Raw genomic sequence first — 20,512 nt, 5'->3', positions numbered from 1 at the left:
TTGCTAAAGCCGCTCTTATTAAATAACACCAAATGATCCCTTCATGGTGTGTTTCTTTTTAGGCCTCTGCCCAGAGGCCTTTTTTTCGTTTGAAAATCAGTTTATCCGTAATGTCGATTGCTAATTTATCCCGAGTTCAGGTTAACTTAAATAGCCAATTTTGAAGCAGACGCTGGTTTTGTGATAAAAATACGTCTTGATGTAAAAAAATTACAAAATAAGCTTTACAAGCTTAGAGTTCTTACTCTATAATTAACTTGTTCCTAACACGAACGCTTGTTGTAATAATTTGTATATTTTAGCTTTCCTCATAGCTTATAAGCCGATAACTTTAGTTGTCGGTTTTTTTTTGCTTTTAAAAAAGCAAAAAAGTATTTGGGATAGCGACTGAACAATTCAGCAATGCTTTTTGATGAAAGCAATATGTTGTAATAAAACTACAGTAAGCTGTTGCTTAGTACTACTTATCTAGTGGGTCAATAATGGCTTCTATTTGCGGCGGCTTGCTGCGACCAGCTTTTCGTAAGGCGTCTCGTAACACATATTCTATTTGAGCATTTAGGCTACGTAGTTCATCGTCTGACCAACGCTGCATAGCGGTCAGGATTTCTTCGTTGATACGTAACGGGTAAGCTTTCTTTGCCAAAATTAACCTCTAATTCAAAACTAAGGCTCACATTGAGTGAGCCTTCTTATTTTAATATAAACTGCCAGTATTGACGATAGGCTGAGCGGCTTCATCAGAACAAAGTACTACCAACAAATTGCTGACCATAGCGGCTTTTCTTTCGGCATCAAGCTCAACAATATCTCTTTCAGCCAAACTTTGCAGCGCCATCTCCACCATGCCTACCGCACCTTCAACGACCTTTTTGCGGGCTGCAATAATAGCCATGGCTTGTTGTCTACGTAGCATGGCATTGGCAATTTCAGGTGCATAGGCTAGATGGCTGATCCTGGCCTCAATAACTTTCACACCCGCTTTTCCTAAACGATCTTGTACTTCACCCTTTAATGCTTCTGAAATTTCAATAGGGTTACTCCGCAATGAAATTCCCTCTTCTTCATGGTGATCATAGGCATAACTGGTGGCTAAGTTACGCAGTGCCGATTCACTTTGAATTGAAACATAATCTTCATAATCGTCTACTTGGAAAACGGCTTCAGCAGTATCAACCACTTCCCAAACAATAACTGCGGCAATTTCTATTGGGTTACCATTTTTATCGTTTACTTTTAACTTGCTACTTTCAAAGTTTCTAACTCGCAGTGATACCCGCATTTTTGTGTAAAATGGGTTTGCCCAGCGCAAGCCTGACAGATGAACTGTGCCGGCGTATTTACCGAAAAGTTGCAAAACTCGGCCTTCTTTTGGGTTGACCATAAAGAAACCAAACCAGCCAATAAATATAACGATATTTAATATTAACCCGATTATTGTCAGAACAGGGTTATTTGGTAATGAGTAAACTGTCAAACTTAACGCGCTCAGCTGTACTATCAATAAGACAACTATAAAGCCAATACCGTTGGGTGCTTTAACTTCATTTTCTGTAAACATATTGCATTCCGTTGATTTTTATAAAGTGATATCATTTTGATATCACTTTTGTGTTTTTGCAAGTTTATTTTCCAAAACAAGGATGTTGAAGAAAAATTAATAAATTTAATCTTTTATTTTTCAATGACTAATCAAGTGAATTTAATTTAAGTGATTTTGATCAATAAGGTGATTTTTTCACCTGATATTATAAGTACAGTATTAAACAACGGAGAATTATTATGGGATGTTGTGGTGGATGTGGTGGCGAAGGCCATGAGCCAGTAGCAGAGCAAGAACAAACTGAAGAATCAGTAGAAACAACTGAAGAAGAGTAAGTTTGCCTCGCAATAAATTATAAAAGCAGCAGTAGCTGCTTTTTTATTGTCCAAAATTTACCTTGATAAGCAATATGCGTATAAAAACTAGCGAACTTACCGCATTAAGTTGCGGTCTATAGTTGAATAAGTTAACTAGGCTATTGTGCATATTATCAATATAGATAATATAACCAACAATAAAAAATAATATCGCGATTGAATCGAGGAAAATATTTTGAAGAAATGGACGTTACCATTACTACTAACCTGCATAGTTGCATGTGAAAATACCAATAACAAACAAGCTCAAGCCGAAGCTTCAACTATTGCGGGTATCACCTTTGTTGAACAAGTGATTGCCGAGCCTGGAAAAACGGTTATTCCTTATCAAAAATACACTTTGGATAACGGGCTAACTTTAGTTTTACACCAAGATAGTTCAGATCCTTTAGTTCATGTTGATATGACTTACCATGTTGGCTCTGGGCGTGAAGAAGTTGGTAAGTCAGGTTTTGCTCATTTTTTTGAACATATGATGTTTCAAGGCTCAGAGCATGTCGCTGATGATGAACATTTCAAAATAGTCACCGAATCGGGTGGCACCATGAACGGCACCACCAATAGTGATCGTACTAATTACTTTCAAACGGTACCCGCGAGTCAACTAGAGAAAATGCTGTGGCTAGAAGCTGACCGGATGGGTTTTTTAGTAGATGCCGTAACCCAAGAAAAGTTTGAAGTGCAGCGTGAAACCGTTAAAAATGAACGTGGCCAAAGCTACGATAACCGGCCTTATGGCTTGCTTCGCGAGCGTGTTGCCGAAGCTATGTATCCAAATGGGCATCCATATTCATGGCAAACTATTGGTTATATCGAAGACCTTAATCGGGTTAATGTTAATGATCTAAAAGCCTTTTTCTTGCGTTGGTACGGCCCTAACAATGCCACGCTAACCATAGGTGGTGATATTAACGTTGCAGAAACCCTGGCGATGGTGAATAAATACTTTGGTAGTATTCCGCGTGGCCCTGAAGTGAAAATGCCAGAAAAACCACAGTTTACTATTGAGGCTGATCGCTACATTTCCCTTGAAGACAATGTTCACTTACCACTTGTTTATATGTCTTATCCAACGGTTAGTGTTCGACATGAAGATGAAGCAGCACTTGATTTACTTTCCAGTATTTTAGGTGGTGGTAAAACTTCATTACTTTATAAAAATTTAGTCAAGAACCAGCTAGCGGTACAAGCTTCAGTTAGCCACCCTTGTGCAGAATTAGCCTGTACATTTAATATGTTAGCGCTGCCACATCCGGCTTCAGGAAAAACCTTAGCCGATATGGAAAAGGTTATTCGCGACAGCTTAGTTGAATTTGAACGCCGTGGTGTTGAAGATGATGATTTAATAAAAGCTAAAGCAGCGATGGAGGCTAGCTTTGTTTTCGGCTTACAGAGTGTTGCTGGTAAAGTTAGCCAACTTGCCGCCAATGAAACCTTTAAAGGTAATCCAAATTATATTGAACAAGACATCGCACGTTATGCCAATGTAACGAAAGCTGATGTGATGCGAGTGTTTAAAAAATATATCAAAAACAAACATGGCGTTATCATGAGTATCGTCCCTAAAGGTCAACCAGAGCTAGTGGCAGCGAAAGATAATTTTAGCCCCGCTGCGCGGGTAATACCTGAGCAATCTGTAACATCAGATGCAGATTTAAACATTCGTAAGGCGCAAGATAACTTTGACCGCAGTGTGATGCCAGTTGCAGGGGTAAATAAAGCGGTAGATGTACCACAAATGTGGCAAGAAACTTTTGCCAATGGCATTAAAATTTTAGCGACACAAAGTAGTGAAACGCCAACAACATCGCTGTTAATGAAAATTCCAGCCGGTCATTATTATGAAACTGCTGACAAAGCGGGTACCGCAGCATTACTCGCAGCAATGTTAAATGAGTCAACGACTGAGCGTAGTGCTGAAGACATGAGTAAAGCGTTACAAAAACTCGGTGCTTCAGTAGGCATTTCTGCAGGTAATAAATATTTAACGGTCAATGTAAATACCTTAACAAAGCACTTAGATGCGACGTTAGCATTAGTTTATGAAAAGCTTACGGCGCCAGCGTTTTTGGCCAATGAGTTTGACCGCAATAAAAATAATGCTATTCAAGGAGCGATCAATGGCAAAAAAGATGCGGGTTATTTAGCGTCGAATGCCTATCGCCAGTTACTGCATGCCGATAATATTGCCGCTACCTCTAGACAAGGCTCAGAAACATCATTGGCAAATATTCAACTTGATGATGTAAAAGCCCTTTACCAACAACAGTTGAAAGCAAAAGATAGTCAGATCATCTTAGTGTCAGATTTAGATAAGAAACAGGTTCTAAAATCGTTAAGTGTATTCAAACCTTTAACTGGTGCCGGTAAAAAGCTAGCAATAACCTTACCTGAATCTGAGGCTAAGCTAGGTGTGATTTATTTGGTTAACAAAGACAATGCTGCGCAGTCGGCTATTCGTGTTGGTAAGCGCTCACTGACACAAGATATTACTGGCGAATACTATCGCGCTTACTTAATGAACTTCCCGCTGGGTGGTGCTTTTAATAGCCGCATTAATCTAAATTTGCGCGAAGATAAGGGTTACACCTATGGTGCCCGCTCTTACTTCTATGGTGATAAATTCTCAGGTACATACACAGCTAGCGCTGAAGTTCGTGCTGACGTCACGGATAAATCGATTGTGGAGTTTGTTAAAGAAATTCAAAACTATGCTGACAATGGTATTAGTGATCAAGAACTAGCCTTTATGCGTAATGCGATTAATCAGAAAGACGCGTTAAAGTATGAAACACCAAGTCGTAAGTTAGGTTTCTTAGCACAAATATTAGAGCATGACTTAACGGCTGATTTTGTTAAAGAGCGCAATAAAATTGTCGCGCATATTAGCAAAGAAGAAATTAATGCCTTGGCGAAGAAACATTTAGATTTAAGTCAAATGTTGATGGTTGTTGTTGGAGATGCAAAAATATTGCGACCACAGCTTGAAGCCATAGGTTATCAAGTGTTTGATTATGAAATTTAATTTCTATTTGGGCACTTAATTAGTGAACTTACTAATCATAGGTAGAGTATAAAAAAAAGCCGCTTTAAAGCGGCTTTTTTTGTTGAAGTTCGCAGATGGCGCTAACTGCCGGTTAACTGTTTTGCGGGTGTTGCCATGGCATGCAGTTTTACGGCGGCTATTAATTCATCAGCACAAAATGGTTTTGTTAAATAGGCGCTGGCACCAAGTTTGGCGGCTTGCTCTTGGTCGGCTTCATCATGTGAGCCAGAAAGAAAAACAATGGGAATGTCGTTACGTTTACTTATCGACTTGATGCGTTTACAACACTCAAAACCGTCCATTTCAGGCATTTGAATATCGAGAATGATCAATGATGGTTTGAATGAGGTTAATAAGTTTAAAGCTTGTAGGCCAGATTTTGCGGCAAAAATTTTGCAACCTAGAGGTTGAATGATATTTGAGACCACACGGATGTTTATCGAGCTATCGTCGATGATGAGAATATCCGTGTTTAAACTATTATCTTCCATAAATTCATTGTCTTAGTTCCTTTAATTAGCATCATATCTGTTCAATTTTAATTTAGCAACACTGACCAGATGATAAATAGTACATAGATAAAATTAATGATATTCAATATGTTAATTAAGATACACATGCAAAAGACTGTCGCTGCGGAATCAGCACCGACAATCTTATAACATACGTTATGATTAGCGCTTACTTGGGTACTTTGCCGGTGTTGATTTATTCGGTAAAGTCGCCTGCATAAATTCGCGAATATCTTGGTTTGCAGACTGTAAATCTGGGTAACGCAAATACATCATATGGCCACTTTCATAGCCTTTAAAAGACAATCTATCTCGCATTTTTCCACTTGGGTCAAGTTGCCATAAGGTATATTTTGCGTCGAAGTAATTGGTGGCACCGTCATAATAACCGGATTGGATCATGACATTTAAATAAGGGTTCTGTGCCATAGCTAACCTAAGGTTTTCACCGGTTTTATTTTTACTTCTATCCCAAGGGTGCACATTGCCGAACATATTATATTTAATATCGGTTTTATAATTTAGCTCTTCCCGCAGATAATAGTTAATGGCAGGAGTAAAACTGTGCAACCAAGAGGTTAATTCGGCATTGTAATCAGGACGACTGCCGGTTACTTTTTCATCTATGCCTAAATAGCGAGAATCTAGTCGGCCAACTGTTTGCTCACGGTCACGTAGTATTTCTTTCCAAAAATAAGACGCTTCAATGTCTAAATTATTACGCAAAACTTCTTGTACCGATAAGCCTGAATATCGCGCTACTTGTTGGGCAATGGTTTGTTTTTCTTCGGCAGAAATAAAACCGCCTTTGGCGAGAGCCGGTAAGTAATTTTCAACAGTAAACTGTTCTATTTCTGGTAAAATTTCTAACAAATCTTGATTTTGCAGGTCGTCGGCTAATGCTTTGTGATACCAAGCAGTTGCGGCAAAATAAGGTAGGCGGTTAGCGGCTTTTACTGGCCCATCTCGTTTGATGCCAATATCGGTCGGGGACACTAAAATTACGCCATTAAGGTACATCCATTGGCGTGCTTGTAATTCTAATGCTAAACCTGACACGCGCGTTGTTCCGTAACTTTCACCAATTAAGTATTTAGGAGATTGCCAGCGATTATTGCGGGTAACAAAGGTATTCAGCCATTCAGCTAAATACTTTACATCGGCGTTAACGCCAAAAAACATTTTCTTTTGCTCCGCTTTTGTTGGCATTTTGCCATCTTTGTTTGGTAAAACGCGCGAGTAGCCAGTATTTACTGGGTTAACAAAAACAATATCAGCGGTATCTAGAATCGAAAAATCATTCGTTTTAACGCCGTAGGGTTGCAATGGGTAGCCTTCACTATCGACATTAAGGACTTTGGGTCCCGTATAGGCAACATGCATCCAGACAGATGCTGAACCTGGGCCACCATTAAATGAAATAAGTAGTGGCCGAGCAGCTCTATTTTTTACTTTTGAACGTTGGTAATAGGTATAGAAAAGCGTCGCCGTTGGGTTACCTTCTTCGTCCCAAACCGGTTGCGTACCAGTCGTTGCGGTGTAATCAAATTTTTTGCCATTAACTTTGGTGCTATGGCTACTCGTGCTACTTTCATCAATCGCAATTTTGCGTTCGAATTCTGCGTATACATTTGCAGAAAGTAAAAATGCTAAACTAAAGCCAATTAATATCGTTTTAATGCTCATGGCATATCCTCAATGGAAGAAGAAGTTTTATACTATGTTTTGAGCCTACCTGAGCGTTAGAGTAATGTCACAAATAAAAGCTAAATGGCTTATTTCTAGCGATTAATTACCTGCGCAGAGTAATCATCATTGACTAACGTTTGTGTAAATAAACCACAATAATTTGTTCGCCATTTATTGACATTTTGGCGTTGTTTTCGCTTATCTTTACTAAATGTTGGGCGGGAATCGTGCTGGTGCTATTGCCATCATTTAACTGGAAAGTTTTATGTAAGCTGTAGATAAAACATAATTCAGCATTTTCAATGTTATAGCTTTGCTGATTTTTTAAGCAGACAACGCTAGCAGATATACTTTTGCTGCGGGTGATAACATTAAAGTCAGTGATCTCACCTGAAGGTAAATTGCCAACCGTTTTATTACCGCCGTCAAAGGTAGCGTAATCGAGTAAATGGGTTAATTTATCGATCTTGCTATCGTTATGCTGCAAGTTTATGCCATCACCCGCAATTAAAATCAGGTTTCGTGTGTAACCAGAAAAATTAGAAAAAATGCCATCTTCTACCACGCTGGCCATACTCAAGCGCCAATCAAAGTCATCTAATGTGCCGCTGGAGTTGATAGCCATTTCAATGGTCTCTCCTTTGCCGTTTTTCCATGGCACGGTTTTGAATTGTGTTGGCGAAATAATCTCAATCATGGGAAGTACCTTAAATGTGGCGTTAATTGGTTAAGTAACGCTAAGATCATAGCGTGAATGCTAGCTCACTGTTAGTGTCTAATGACAAATATTTTTTTGCTTTTTGGCCGATTAAATTGTTGAAAATAATATTATGAATTGAAATTTCATATTTTGTTACGCTTGTTATCGTTACGGCAGCTAAGTAACAATTGATTAACAAAAGATGCTTTGTTAGCATGCGCGCTTTCTTGTTTTGTTAGATTGATAATAAAAGGATATTATTGTGTTTAAAAAATCACTACTTGCACTTTCTTTTTTAGTTTTACCGTTAACCGCTTCTGCCAATTGGTCGGCGGGTGCTGGCTATGCGAATATATCAGACAGTGAAGATGGTATTGATCTTTCTTTGGGGACTATTTTTGGCTCTATCGCGTATGAGTTTTCTCAAGAAAATAGTCCATTGTCATTTGTGCCTGAATTACGCATTGGTACAGGCGTTTCAGATGATAAAATTGACTCAATAAAAATTGAAGTAGAGAGCTTTACAGCGTTTTCTGTGCGTGGCCAATACAACTATGACAACGGTGTATATTTATATGTTATGCCGTCATACACAAATCTAGATCTTAAAGCGAGTTCAGGTGGTGTATCGGTTAGTGACGACGATTGGGAATTTGGTTTTGGTGGCGGTGTTGGTAAAAAAATCAACGATAAAACGAGCATCGAAGCGTCATATGAAAGCTATGACGGTACCGACGTTGTAACGATAGGATTTAAATACGCCTTTTAATTGGGCGTTAAAAATATCAACACAAAAAAGGGGAGCGTTGGCTGCCCTTTTTTATGTTTCGAGGTGAACACTATGTCACGATCGCTGGGATGTAACATAGCGACGATAGAGTGCTATGCTTTAATCACCAAGTACATTTAGGCTACTTACATAGAAATTTGCATCAACCTTAACTTTGTTGTTTTTGCTCTCTAAGCTTAATTTTTGCCATTTACTATTTGGCGACAACCAAGTGCTTTCACCGTTAATTGACACTCGAATAGGCATATCAAAACCCTCAATAGCATTGCCCCAACGATATTGCATTTCGTTATTCTTAACGAAATATTCAAAGCTAGGAATACGAATGTCGCGTAAGTATTGGTCGAATATTTTACTGAAATTCTTACCTGCTTTTTCACTGATATAGTTTTCTATCTGGGCCGTATCTGCAATGCCATGATAAAATTTCTTATTTAGACCCCGTAAAATTCCGCGCCAAGTATCATCGTTATCAATAATTTGGCGAATAGTGTGTAACATGTTGCCGCCTTTGTCGTACATGTCACTAGAGCCTTCTTGGTGAATACCATATTTACCGATAATGGGGCTTTTATTTTGAATATTTAAGCGTTGACCGCGAATGTATTCAAATGCTTTTTCTTTATCAAAGTGATACTCCAAAAACAAACTTTCGGAATAGTTAGTAAAGCTTTCGTGGATCCACAAGTCAGCAACATCATTGTGAGTAATATTATTGGCAAACCACTCATGTCCTGCCTCGTGCACAATAATGAAATCGAACAACATACCTGGGCCTGCTTGGCTTCGGTCAGTACCCAAATAACCATTTTGATAGCCATTGCCATAGGTTACAGAGCTTTGGTGTTCCATGCCTAAATATGGCGCTTCAACAAGCTTAAAGCTGTCTTGATAAAATGGGTAAGGGCCGAACCAATATTCAAATGCTGCCATGGTGCGTTTTGCGTCTTTGAACTGTGCTTTGGCTTTTTCTAGATTATCGCGCAGAACATAATAATCCATATCGAGTTGACCTGACTCACCAGCAAACTTTTCGCCAAAATGAACATAATCGCCAATATTGATATTGATGCCGTAATTATTAATTGGGTTAACAACTTGCCAATGGTAAGTTTTAGTTTTAGCGGACTTATTATGATCAACTTTAATTAAGCGCCCATTGGAAACATCCATTAAATGCTCTGGCACTTCAACACTGATCAAAGCGCCATTGTTGGGTTCATCATAGGCATGATCTTTGTTTGGCCACCAAATACTAGCGCCGACTCCTTGGCAAGTAGAGGCGATAAAATCTTTGCCATTGTCATCTTTTGTCCAAGTTATACCGCCATCCCAAGGAGCACGAATAGCCTCGTGTGGGACACCTGAAAAGTGCATAGTCAGTTGGTACTCTTTACCAATTTCTTGCTCTGCTCCCAGTGTAATAAAGTAAGAATAACCCAATTGTTCGACAGCAAGTGTTTTGCCATTTTGCTCGACTTTAGTCAGCTGCATCGGCGCTTGTAATTCAATTTGCAGACGTTTTTGTTCAGACAACACCTTATACTTCATGGTATTCGTGCCAGCAATGCTTTTAGTTTCTGGGTCAATTGCAATATCAAGGTGATAGTGTGTTAAGTCCCACCAAGCTCGCTCGGGGGTGATTGTGCCCCTGAATATATTTTGCTGATGATCATCTATCGCACGTTTAGGGAATAACTCAGCAGTAACACTGTTGGCCGTTAGCAAGCTAGATACAATAAGCAGTGAAATTAATAAAGTAGGTTTCATGTGAGTAATCGTGCCCTAATGGCGTGGAAAATTAGCCTTTGATATTAGCAATGAATGAAGAAGCAATACAATGGTATATTGTATTTAATTTAATTTTCGCTGTGGAATGCGCCGTAAAAACCTCTGGCAGGCTTTTCATTATTTTGTCAGGCATAAAAAAAGCAGCGATATACGCTGCTTTTTCTTTTAAGTTATCGAATTTTATCGTCTTCGATAATTTACTTAAGTGAAGACATGTATTGTGAAAGAGCGTTAATTTCTTCATCTGTTAAGTTGGCAGCAACACCTTGCATCATGCCGTTGAGGTCATTATTACGAGTGCCATTGCGAAACTTTTCTAACTGACTTTTCAAGTAATCAACACTTTGATTTGCAAGGGCAGGGAAGCCTGCACTTGGCATACCTTTGCCGTTAATACCATGACAAGCAACACAAGCAGTAACTTCCATTTCAGAGTTACCACCTAAGTAAAGTTTCTTGCCATGAGCATTGTCACTACCGTTGCCCGCTGTTGCTGGTTGGCTGGCATAAAATGCAGCTACATCAGCCATGTCTTGTTCGCTAAGTGTCATTGCCATGCCACCCATTACTGGATCAACACGACCTGCTTTACCCGCAGATGTCATGCCCAATTTAAAATCAACAAGTTGCTTAGCTAAGTAGCTTGCACTTTGTCCGGCAAGTTTTGGATACATAGGCACTAAACTATTTCCGTCAGTACCATGACAAGCAGCACACATAGCTGATTTGCTTTTACCAGCTTCGGCATTACCTTCAGCGGCATTGGCAGTGGCAACTGCGCTTAGTCCTAATAAAACAGTCATGATAAATTTTTTCATTGGGTTGGTCTCTGCTTGTCGTTAATACGATAAATTATTGAGTATCTTTATTGCTTTGGCATTCTACACGATTTTCTTGAATGTGAAATATCGGTGTGAAAAAAATCATCGCGATAGCAAGTAAATAGATCACATTCAAATAAAAATTTGGCAATAAAAAAGCAGCGGTAAACGCTGCTTTATATTTAGGCCTTTCTCAGACGTTCTGTCTTTCTAGGCATTAGTGCATCCGTCTTCGTTGACGAATGGTATGCCTTGATCACATGGATGTGAAGCAGAGGCAAATCAACTAAATAAATTACTTCATCGCGGCCATGTATTTCGCTAATTCATCAATATCGTTAGCTGAAAGTTTAGCGGCAACACTTTGCATCATGGTATTGTAATCGTTGTTACGTTCGCCATTTTTAAACTTCAATAATTGTGCTTTTAAGTATGCTTCATTTTGGCCAGCAATCGTAGGGAAGCCAGCTTTGTTCATGCCTTTACCATTTGCACCATGACAAGCAACACAAGCGGTAATTTTACGTTTAGCATGACCACCAAAGTAAAGTTTTTGACCAACATCAGAACCGGCTAAATCAGCAACAGTAGCTTTTTGAGCAGCAAAGTAACTGGCAATTTCTAACATGTCTTGCTCACTTAGTGCTGCAGCCATAGGCGCCATTACTGGGTCTTTACGAGTACCTGCTTTAAATTCTTGTAATTGCTTAACAATGTAGTCTGCGCTTTGGCCAGCAAGTTTAGGGTAAATAGCAACAGGGCTGTTACCATCAGCGCCATGACAAGCAGCACATGTTGCTGCTTTTGCTTTACCGGCAATCACTTCATCAGTAATTGCAGCCACTGGCATAACTTTGCGAGAAACCACGTTTGCAACGGCAGCAGGATCTGCAAAATAGGCGGCCATGTCGGCAATCTCATCTTCTGTCATCGCACTGGCGAATTGGTTCATTGCATAGTTAACGCGCGCTTTCGTTTTGAAGTTAACCAATTGCTTAGCAATATATTCAGGGTGTTGGTTAGATAGGTTAGGGTAAATTAGTACCTCACTATTACCTTCACTGCCGTGACAACCAATACAAGCACCAATACTTCGAGAAGCATCGCCTAGTTCATATAAGCTTTTTCCCGCCGCCGGATTTGGTACATACGCAACAGGAGCAGCAGTTGCTGAAGCGCCAGCATCTGCTGTGCCGCTATCTTGGCTTGCACCATCACGTGGTAAACTCGCAAAATAAGCTGCAACGTCAGCCATATCTTGCTCAGAAAGTGGTGCAGCCATTGGGCCCATTAATGGGTCTTTACGGTCGCCCGATTTGAATGCTTTTAACTGTTTAACAATATAGTCTGAATGTTGACCCGCTAAGTTAGGGTAGGTATCTGTAGAGCCAATACCGTTTGCACCATGACACGCAGCACAAGTGGCTGCTTTCACTTTACCTGCATCAGCATCGCCCGATGCAGCTACAGCGATATTAATGCTTAATAGTGTTAAAATTAACGAAGTTAAAATCTGTTTCATAACAAAACTCTCAACATGCTTTTGTGTTTTTTATTGAAGGTATTCAATAAGCCGAAAAAATTGGCGACATCATACACTATTAACGCCCTTTAGAGGGGGTTTTAGCGAAAAAATTTGCCTAAAGTCTAATACAATTGCATCTTTAGTACTAAAAAACGATATAATAGCTTTTTTATTTTCACAGTTGGATCTTAACCTTGTCATCTACAGCCATTCATCTAAGCAAAGCGACTTTTACTATTAGCGCACCCGATATCCGTCGTTTACCAGCAGATAGCGGTATTGAAGTGGCATTTGCAGGGCGTTCTAACGCAGGTAAATCAAGCGCATTAAACACACTTACCAATCAACGTAGCCTTGCTCGCACCAGTAAAACCCCTGGTCGTACTCAACTGATCAATATTTTTGAAATTGCTGAAAACAAACGTTTGGTTGATTTACCAGGCTACGGTTTTGCTAAAGTGCCAATGGAAATGAAGAAAAAATGGCAAAAAGCCTTAGGTGAATATTTAGAAAAGCGTGAATGTTTGAAAGGCATAGTGGTGTTAATGGATATTAGACACCCGCTTAAAGACTTGGATATGGACCTAATTCAATGGGCTGCTGAAGGTGACCTACCTGTGTTAGCGTTATTAACTAAAAGTGATAAGCTTTCTCAAGGTAAAGTTAGCGCGCAAGTTCTTGCCGTTAAAAAGCAATTAGCTCAGTTAAATGCCGACATTAAAGTGCAAGCATTTTCGTCACTAAAACGTACCGGTTCAGAACAAGCCAACGCTGTAATTTGTGATTGGTTTCAAGACGAGAACATGGCGCCATTAAGTGAAGAGCCAATACTTGAAGATTAGCCGATAAACACTCGGCTTTTTTTGTTTTCAAGCGTCAACTACTTTTCAGGCAGTACCCAATCGGCTCTTGGAAAGTGGCAGGTGTAACCATAAGGCACCTGCTGCAAATAATCTTGATGTTCCGGCTCAGCTTGCCAAAAGTCAGTGGCCGGGGCTACTTCAGTAACTACCTTACCTGGCCATAGTCCCGAGGCATTAACATCATCAATGGTTTTTTCTGCCATCGCTTTTTGTTCGGCGCTGGTATAGTAAATGGCTGAACGATATGAACTACCTCTGTCATTGCCTTGTTGGTTTTCTGTTGTAGGATCATGTATTTGGAAAAAATACTCTAGAATTTTTCGATACCCGATCACCGCATTATCAAAATATATCTCAATGCCTTCAGCATGGTTGCCATGATTTCGGTAGGTAGCGTTTTCTATATCACCACCGGTATAGCCCACCTTAGTTTCTGTTACGCCAGGAAGTTTGCGAATTAGATCTTGCATGCCCCAAAAGCAACCACCCGCCAAAACTGCTCGTTCAATAGCCATATCTTATCCTTCCACTTGTGCCAAATATGCTTCATAACCCTCGGCGATCATATTGTCGCGATGAATAAACTTAAGTGAAGCAGAATTAATGCAATAACGTAAGCCACCTTGTGCAACGGGGCCATCTGGAAACACATGCCCTAAATGACTATCACCATGCGTTGAGCGAACTTCTGTGCGCACCATGCCGTGAGTTTCGTCGGTAAGTTCATTAACATTGGCTTTTTCAATGGGTTTACTAAAGCTAGGCCAACCACAACCTGAATCAAACTTATCGGCCGAAGCAAATAAAGGCTCACCTGATACCACATCAACATAAATGCCCACCGCGGTATTTTCTAATAACTCACCAGTCCAAGGGTGCTCGGTGCCACTTTCTTGCGTTACCCGATATTGCTCAGCGGTTAATGCCGCAATAGCTTCACTCGATTTTTTGTATGATGACATAAGTACTCCTTAATCTTTTGATAGCAGATTTATTGAATATAGTTGCAAGCCGCAAGATAAATATATCGATATACGCACTGCCTAACAATAGACCGGACAATTAATGATAAATTCGTCGACAAGAAGATTTCAAGGTATTTGAATTGCCGGCATAAGTACAAGTGTTGCTAGGTGAATTTCGGGCATAAAAAAACCGATGACAAAGTGGCCATCGGCATAATTAGCTTGGGGAAGCTAGAATACAAAATTAATACAACAGGTGTTCTAACGAGAACAAATTTAGTATAGAGCAACAACTCTATAAAAGTAAAGCCTTTACTCTAAAATACATTGTAAAAATGTAAATTTATTATTTATTGGCATTTGTGGAGGTGTCATAAAAAATGCTGTGCACGATAGGGTAGTTATTCCCTGCAACATTGCTTATATTTCTTACCACTTCCACAAGGACAATGTTGGTTTCGCCCTATTTTTCCAGATGCAGCCAGTCGCTTAGTTCTAAGCTTCTCTGCTAGCACTAGTAGGCGCTCTATATCTGGTTCCTTTTCATCGATAATAATATATGACCACTCAACATCGTTTAGCTTCCCGTGTTCATCATAAAATAATTCAAGAAGTATTCGATTCTTATCTTGTGTAACCAACATTGAAGCTTTGGTATGTTCAACCGCAAGTTTAGGATCATGGTCTACATAAAGGGCATGCCAACAGCACACTGTGATTCTTGATTCACCATATGTTGAAAGTGGCTGCAATTGCTTAGAACTCATTTGCTTTATTAGCGCTTTTTCAACACCTTCAGTTAAACTGCTTCTCCAATCACCACTTAAGTCAAGTAAATCACTGACTATTTCAGTTCGTTGTGGCTTAGCACTTTTTGCAATTAACTCAATAATATCAAATAAAAGTTGGGGCATTTCCTGCTGTAAAGGGGACTCTATTGAAGGGTTTTCCAATTTATCTGAAAAGAATATATCCACATCGGTTCTATAGCCGTTGAAGTTTATCGCAGCTTCAGAATTTCCCTGCAAGTTTTTTGCATGTTGAACGTATGAATTGTGTTTCAGGTAAAGACCAACATGATCTAACTCATCATCCGTTTGAATTACTTCTGAAGCAAAAGATCTCATTCTTTGCTTAATGAAATGCATAAATATTAAAGGGTTTGTAAAAATATCAGCATAAACTCTTAAATCATCTATCGATATTGCCCAAACAGGTACTTCACCAACATCAATATTTAGTGGCTTAAGGTGCTGTGATTGTGATGCTAGTTCTGTAAAGCTATCTAATGTAATTGGACAAATAGTAATGCCACTATAATCATTAACAGAAAGTTCGCTAATCTTCTTATGATTTTCATCGAATATCTCAACCGAACCTTGGCTATTTAAATATTCAACAAATCGACTTCCCTGCATGGCAGGTTTTAGAATTAAATTTTGTAGAGATTTAACATAAGCAGGAAAGTCAGTAGCTGGGGATGTATAGGTAAATGCACCTGCCTTAATTTCTAATATAAAGAGATGACCATCAAATATAATAAGTCCGTCTGCTTCACACCATTGTTTGCCCCCTTGTTTTCCTGTGTACCACCTGTAATAGACAGAATGATATACATCTGCTGTTGGTAGGAGTTTTTTAAAATAAGTAAACGGTAATTGCTCTGAAACTTCTTTTTGTTTTTTATTCCAAGTCGGCTTGTATTCTGGTTTGTGAGAACAGATTGCTCTCTGTAATACTCTGTATAAATGGTCTAATAAATTATGTAGATCGAAACAATAATATGTATTGTTTATTTTTATGAAAGGTCTTTTGAAGATAGGCCAAATGCGTAACGGCCAGCCACTGAATTCACCATCAGCAAAAAAGTCGGAATCTTGGCCTACCTCCCAAGATAGTTCGTTTAACAACTTTGAGGGTAAATTAGTTGTCTTATTCAAATCGTAAAGGTCAAAGCCAAAGCATTGACCAAAAACTCTCTCTTGCCAATTTTGCCAATCATTGTCCTTAATTACTTTCGCCATCAATTGAGGCATATCCAGTGTAGGGTGCTCTCTGATAAATGATTCATCTAGTTTCTCTAATGTTGCATGTCTAAATTTATCCATATGGGTAATAGCGTCACTTAGGCCAAACGTCATCGAATAAATAATTTTGGACATTTCAACTATTAACTGATCGGCTTTTATCCCATAAATTTCATCTAATATGTCTGAATGCGATGACAATAACTCTCTTAACGAAACCTCTTCATGTACAAGGTAACGGTGTCCTCGTACATTGCACCAATACATTTGAGCTTTATAATAAAACTCTTCAACTTCCATATCCAAATTTGGGTTAATTTCTCTTCGTTTTGCAGTACTACAAATTTGATATTCAAGATTGAGTTTATTGAATAATTTTTCTACTAAGCCATATAATTGTTGCCAGTCTTCCTCTGAAACTTCGTTTTTTTGGGTTGCTGCTGGATTGGCTGAAGCTATGATACTCTGAATATAATCAACCATCCGAAAAGCTATTGAATCATCACTACCATACTCAGCTTCACTTTTCTTGCCTAAGCAACTAGCTGTCACTAGAGTACGTGCTCTCAATAACAGTTGTTCTGCTGGTAAAGTAATGACTAGCGAAACAATAGATGTAATTAAAGCATCAATCTCATCAACTATTATTGGGAATTGATCCTGTAATTTTTGTTGGAATTCTTCAAATTGATCTTTTTCCCAGTTTGTCTCCATAACTGTATTTTTACCATACCGTGCCATTTTCAATGGACCAGCAGAAAAGTAATCGTCTGGTTTTTCAATTCTTTTAGACATTTAAGGAGCCTTATTTAATATATTTCTACAATTGGGAAATGCACTACAGCCCCAAAATTCATAGCCTGCATTCTTACCTTTGGAAGCCTTACGTAATACCATATCAGCACCACACTTTGAGCAAGATTTAGTGTCAGATTTCTCCTTCACTATTTCTTTAACATGCTTAACGTGTTGATGGTTGGTTTTAATACTTCTCTCTAACCGACCACTTTCAATTTGTTCAACAATGTCTGTAACTTCGCTTTCACTAAAAGCAATTTCACGTTTACTTTTTATGTAGTCAATACCGCCTCGCGCAAATCTTACGTTATCAGGCATTTTTGTTTTAAAGGCACTATCACCAATGAAGATAATGACGGAAAAAACGCTCTCTTTCTTTGTGCTTAGACAAGTTTCTAATGTTTTGACGTGCTTATAGTTTTGATGCAAGGGGTTTTGAAACTTCGATGTATGCTTGTAGATCTTTTGCGTCCATTGTTTTTGGTTTGTACTACCAAAAATCCATCCTTTCATGTTCTTAGTTTCAACAACAAAAATTCCGTATTTTGAGACGATGACGTGATCTATTTGAGTGGTGCCATCTTCGGTTGGCAGTGTTACATTTTTAATAAGATGGTAATGATTTTTGTCTAAGAAGAATTTGATGAGTAAGTTTACTTGCCACTCACCCAGCACACCTTTGAACCATGCTGATTTTACCATGACAGAAAATATGAATATTGGTATCAGATACCATGCGGCATTGAATATCATGTTAAGGTAAATTGACAAATCCATTTGTTACATCCCTATTGAAAACTACTTGTTAGCGCGGTAAAAATGGCGATTAATATCGCGCCTAAAAAGGTACAGGTAAACCATGGAAATGACCTTCGCCTGAAAGCAAAACCATGTGTGGCTGAATATCCATAACAAATTAAGTACAGCCAAATATCGTGAAACTAAAACCGCCTTGCAGTAATGATTTAATCGAGATTTCAGCTCCCGTATGTATTGGCGTAAATGGCATTAATCAGTTAATTCTTTTACATCAACAACCCAAGGTTCTAAGCGACTACCCCAGCTGATATCAACAGCATATCGAGGTGGCGTAAGATCTTGTCGATCAATTCTTTTTAATTTAGAGAGAACTTCCACGTGCTCTGCGGGAACCATAATATTCCTTACTGATAAGTGCTTTAACAGCAGACTATAGGTTTTGTTATTGTTGTAATAAGGCTGGGTTAAACCTTTAACAATAAGTATATTTTTCTTATCAGAAAATTTATTGGTCAATGACTCATAATCGGCAGATGCTTCAATAAAAAATAAACGGCTGTTAGTTGTTTTTTCTCTTTCTAAGCTTTCACTATATTCCTTTTTCTTACGACTGCTTGTGTTATTTGGGTTTTCTTTCAAAGCCACCATAGCGGTTTGATATTTATCTTCCGCTTTTATGATTTCCGCTTTGTGTAGAGCTCCGTCAAACTCGAAGGCCCAATACAGTTCTCGCGACTCAACCCAGTAATTGTCTTTGTCATCAGCTTGAGTAAAGCCAAGGGCTAATAGTTCATCTTTAGTCAAGCTTATGTCTCTAGAGTTATAAGGATAATAGGTTTCGTTGCTCTTCGTAGGCGTTCGCCAATTGATGGAAAGTGACATACCAGAGTTCTCTTTTCGAGCACTGCTATTGTATGGAAGAGAAAGCTCCCTTTCGGTGAGTGTTAATTGTGCTGTTGCTTCACCCATTCGGTTATAGGCAACACCAGCTAAAGTCACCAAATTAGTGCCAATAAGAATAGTTAAGCCGACTAATAAATACTTTTTCATTATGCGACTCCTTCGCTTAGATTGCTTAGGCGAATTCGTTTAAATATCATCAAGGCAAGCAATGCAGATAAGCCTAATACGAAAAAGAAGATATATTTAGGCATCCAATCCCACCACCAATCAAAGAATTTTGTGTAGAGGAATAAGATAAAAAATACATTACCTGTTTTTGTTACTTCTCCCCAATGGCGTTTAATACCTAACCAAATTGCTGATGCAGACAATACAAAACCAATAAGTTGGTAAAAGCCTTCTATTGTATTGGAAGACCAGCTTAAATAACTTATTCTCCCCCAATTAGAGAGTATTAATATTGGCAGGAATATCATTATCATCGCCATAACTCGATAGATAACTTCAAAGCCAGAAAAGCGTTTGTGATTAACCAATTGCGGAAGCATGAATATAAGCAGGCTAGGGATGAAAAAGTTTTCAGGTCTTTCGCCAAAGCTGATCCAATACATGCCACTCCAAGTGCCAATTTTCATAGCAATAAAACTACTGATACTGACTATGCCAAAAAATAATAGCAATCGTGCATTGCAGGCGTATGCGAGTAAGAAAGCAAAAGCAGCCCATACAACAAAAGCATTGGGTGAAGGGGTAATATTAAAAATTTGTCCTAGCATGGAAAGATTCAATACAAAGCATGACAAACTTACCAAAGCTGCGATTTTAGAGAAGTAAGAACCTTTTTCTTTTTGAGTAAGGTGTAATGACAACAAAAACAATAAAACGGGTGCAATAATTAAAATGCCCACTTGAATTGGAGTGCTAATATATCCCCAAAACTGATAGAACAAAAAGAAGATACTTATCGCCATGGCTAAAGCACCAAACAGTGACGCTATTTTCATACCTAGCGTTAATTGTTTGGATTGGATACTGGTGTCTACGTCATAAGTGGAAGATAACTTTTGTAGTAGCTGACGATGATAATCCTGAATTTTGCTTGTCTGAACAGGTGGAATAGCCAATATACCATCATTTTCTAGTTCAAGCATTTCCTGTTGAAATGCATGAATTTGATCAACGCGGTGTTGCGCATCTGCTTGAGAAAACAGCTTTTCTTCCATGTGGACATTCTCCTAAATAGATTCTCATTCTGCCGCATTTAATGATAAAAACAAACAAAAACAGATTTTTCATGACTATGTGCTTAAAGATTTTTCATTCCAAGTATTCTACATATTTCAATAGGCATAGATTAGATCAATAACGATGATGTAAAATACCGCTATTCAGTCAATGTAATT

At 38.7% G+C, this 20,512-nt stretch carries 17 protein-coding genes; 3 read left to right on the top strand and 14 right to left on the bottom strand.

All coding sequences use genetic code 11. The features are described from left to right. Positions 1-460: 460 nt before the first annotated feature. Positions 461-595: a type II toxin-antitoxin system antitoxin gene (locus AC27JP_RS18055; RefSeq protein WP_487117406.1), complete on the bottom strand. Its 135-nt coding sequence runs from the start codon at positions 593-595 to the stop codon at positions 461-463. A 102-nt stretch (positions 596-697) separates the two neighbouring features. Continuing rightward, complete coding sequence (locus AC27JP_RS18050) at positions 698-1,561, bottom strand: SPFH domain-containing protein (protein WP_487117324.1); 864 nt, start codon at positions 1,559-1,561, stop codon at positions 698-700. A 534-nt stretch (positions 1,562-2,095) separates the two neighbouring features. Here AC27JP_RS18050 and AC27JP_RS18045 point away from each other — a divergent pair. Continuing rightward, positions 2,096-4,945, top strand: a complete 2,850-nt coding sequence (locus tag AC27JP_RS18045) for a M16 family metallopeptidase (RefSeq protein WP_487117323.1) — start codon at positions 2,096-2,098, stop codon at positions 4,943-4,945. A 101-nt stretch (positions 4,946-5,046) separates the two neighbouring features. Here AC27JP_RS18045 and AC27JP_RS18040 read toward each other — a convergent pair whose 3' ends face one another. The 3 genes from AC27JP_RS18040 to AC27JP_RS18030 all read right to left on the bottom strand — a co-directional run bounded on the left by AC27JP_RS18040 (position 5,047) and on the right by AC27JP_RS18030 (position 7,864). After that, positions 5,047-5,457: a response regulator gene (locus AC27JP_RS18040; RefSeq protein ID WP_487117322.1), complete on the bottom strand. Its 411-nt coding sequence runs from the start codon at positions 5,455-5,457 to the stop codon at positions 5,047-5,049. Between the two features lie 183 nt (positions 5,458-5,640). Then, complete coding sequence (locus AC27JP_RS18035) at positions 5,641-7,164, bottom strand: S10 family peptidase (protein ID WP_487117321.1); 1,524 nt, start codon at positions 7,162-7,164, stop codon at positions 5,641-5,643. 133 nt (positions 7,165-7,297) lie between these two features. Next, positions 7,298-7,864, bottom strand: coding sequence for a HutD/Ves family protein (locus AC27JP_RS18030; protein WP_487117320.1), 567 nt, complete (start codon positions 7,862-7,864; stop codon positions 7,298-7,300). Positions 7,865-8,129: 265 nt separating this feature from the next. Here AC27JP_RS18030 and AC27JP_RS18025 point away from each other — a divergent pair, with 265 nt between their 5' ends. Continuing rightward, the gene (locus tag AC27JP_RS18025; RefSeq protein WP_487117319.1) at positions 8,130-8,636 is read left to right on the top strand and encodes an outer membrane beta-barrel protein; all 507 of its coding nucleotides are present in this window, start codon (positions 8,130-8,132) and stop codon (positions 8,634-8,636) included. 120 nt (positions 8,637-8,756) lie between these two features. Here AC27JP_RS18025 and AC27JP_RS18020 read toward each other — a convergent pair whose 3' ends face one another. From AC27JP_RS18020 to AC27JP_RS18010, 3 genes are all read right to left on the bottom strand, one after another. Then, on the bottom strand, positions 8,757-10,427 hold the full coding sequence (locus AC27JP_RS18020; protein WP_487117318.1) for a M1 family metallopeptidase: 1,671 nt from the start codon (positions 10,425-10,427) through the stop codon (positions 8,757-8,759). Positions 10,428-10,645: 218 nt separating this feature from the next. Continuing rightward, entirely contained in the window at positions 10,646-11,266 is a 621-nt protein-coding gene (locus AC27JP_RS18015; RefSeq protein ID WP_487117317.1) for a c-type cytochrome, read from the bottom strand. 298 nt (positions 11,267-11,564) lie between these two features. Further along, positions 11,565-12,791: a c-type cytochrome gene (locus tag AC27JP_RS18010; protein ID WP_487117316.1), complete on the bottom strand. Its 1,227-nt coding sequence runs from the start codon at positions 12,789-12,791 to the stop codon at positions 11,565-11,567. Between the two features lie 197 nt (positions 12,792-12,988). On the opposite strand from AC27JP_RS18010, the gene yihA reads away from it, so the two are divergent. Next, positions 12,989-13,636, top strand: a complete 648-nt coding sequence (yihA, locus tag AC27JP_RS18005; protein ID WP_487117315.1) for a ribosome biogenesis GTP-binding protein YihA/YsxC — start codon at positions 12,989-12,991, stop codon at positions 13,634-13,636. 38 nt (positions 13,637-13,674) lie between these two features. Here yihA and msrA read toward each other — a convergent pair whose 3' ends face one another. The 6 genes from msrA to AC27JP_RS17975 form a co-directional block, all read right to left on the bottom strand. Beyond that, on the bottom strand, positions 13,675-14,172 hold the full coding sequence (gene msrA, locus AC27JP_RS18000; RefSeq protein ID WP_487117314.1) for a peptide-methionine (S)-S-oxide reductase MsrA: 498 nt from the start codon (positions 14,170-14,172) through the stop codon (positions 13,675-13,677). A 3-nt stretch (positions 14,173-14,175) separates the two neighbouring features. Then, a complete protein-coding gene (gene msrB, locus AC27JP_RS17995; RefSeq protein ID WP_487117313.1) occupies positions 14,176-14,619 on the bottom strand; it encodes a peptide-methionine (R)-S-oxide reductase MsrB in 444 nt (147 codons plus the stop codon). Between the two features lie 404 nt (positions 14,620-15,023). Beyond that, positions 15,024-17,444, bottom strand: a complete 2,421-nt coding sequence (locus AC27JP_RS17990; protein WP_487117312.1) for an SEC-C metal-binding domain-containing protein — start codon at positions 17,442-17,444, stop codon at positions 15,024-15,026. Beyond that, positions 17,445-18,224 (bottom strand): nuclease-related domain-containing protein, encoded by a 780-nt coding sequence (locus AC27JP_RS17985; protein WP_487117311.1) that lies wholly within the window; start codon positions 18,222-18,224, stop codon positions 17,445-17,447. 231 nt (positions 18,225-18,455) lie between these two features. Then, entirely contained in the window at positions 18,456-19,256 is an 801-nt protein-coding gene (locus tag AC27JP_RS17980; protein ID WP_487117310.1) for a DUF4824 family protein, read from the bottom strand. Beyond that, positions 19,256-20,332: a DUF2157 domain-containing protein gene (locus tag AC27JP_RS17975; protein WP_487117309.1), complete on the bottom strand. Its 1,077-nt coding sequence runs from the start codon at positions 20,330-20,332 to the stop codon at positions 19,256-19,258. Before AC27JP_RS17975 ends, AC27JP_RS17980 begins: the two co-directional genes overlap by 1 nt. Positions 20,333-20,512: the final 180 nt, after the last annotated feature.

It is taken from the genome of Colwellia sp. SU-HH01172 (genome assembly GCF_057553355.1).
This window is presented reverse-complemented; position numbering and strand designations above follow the sequence as displayed.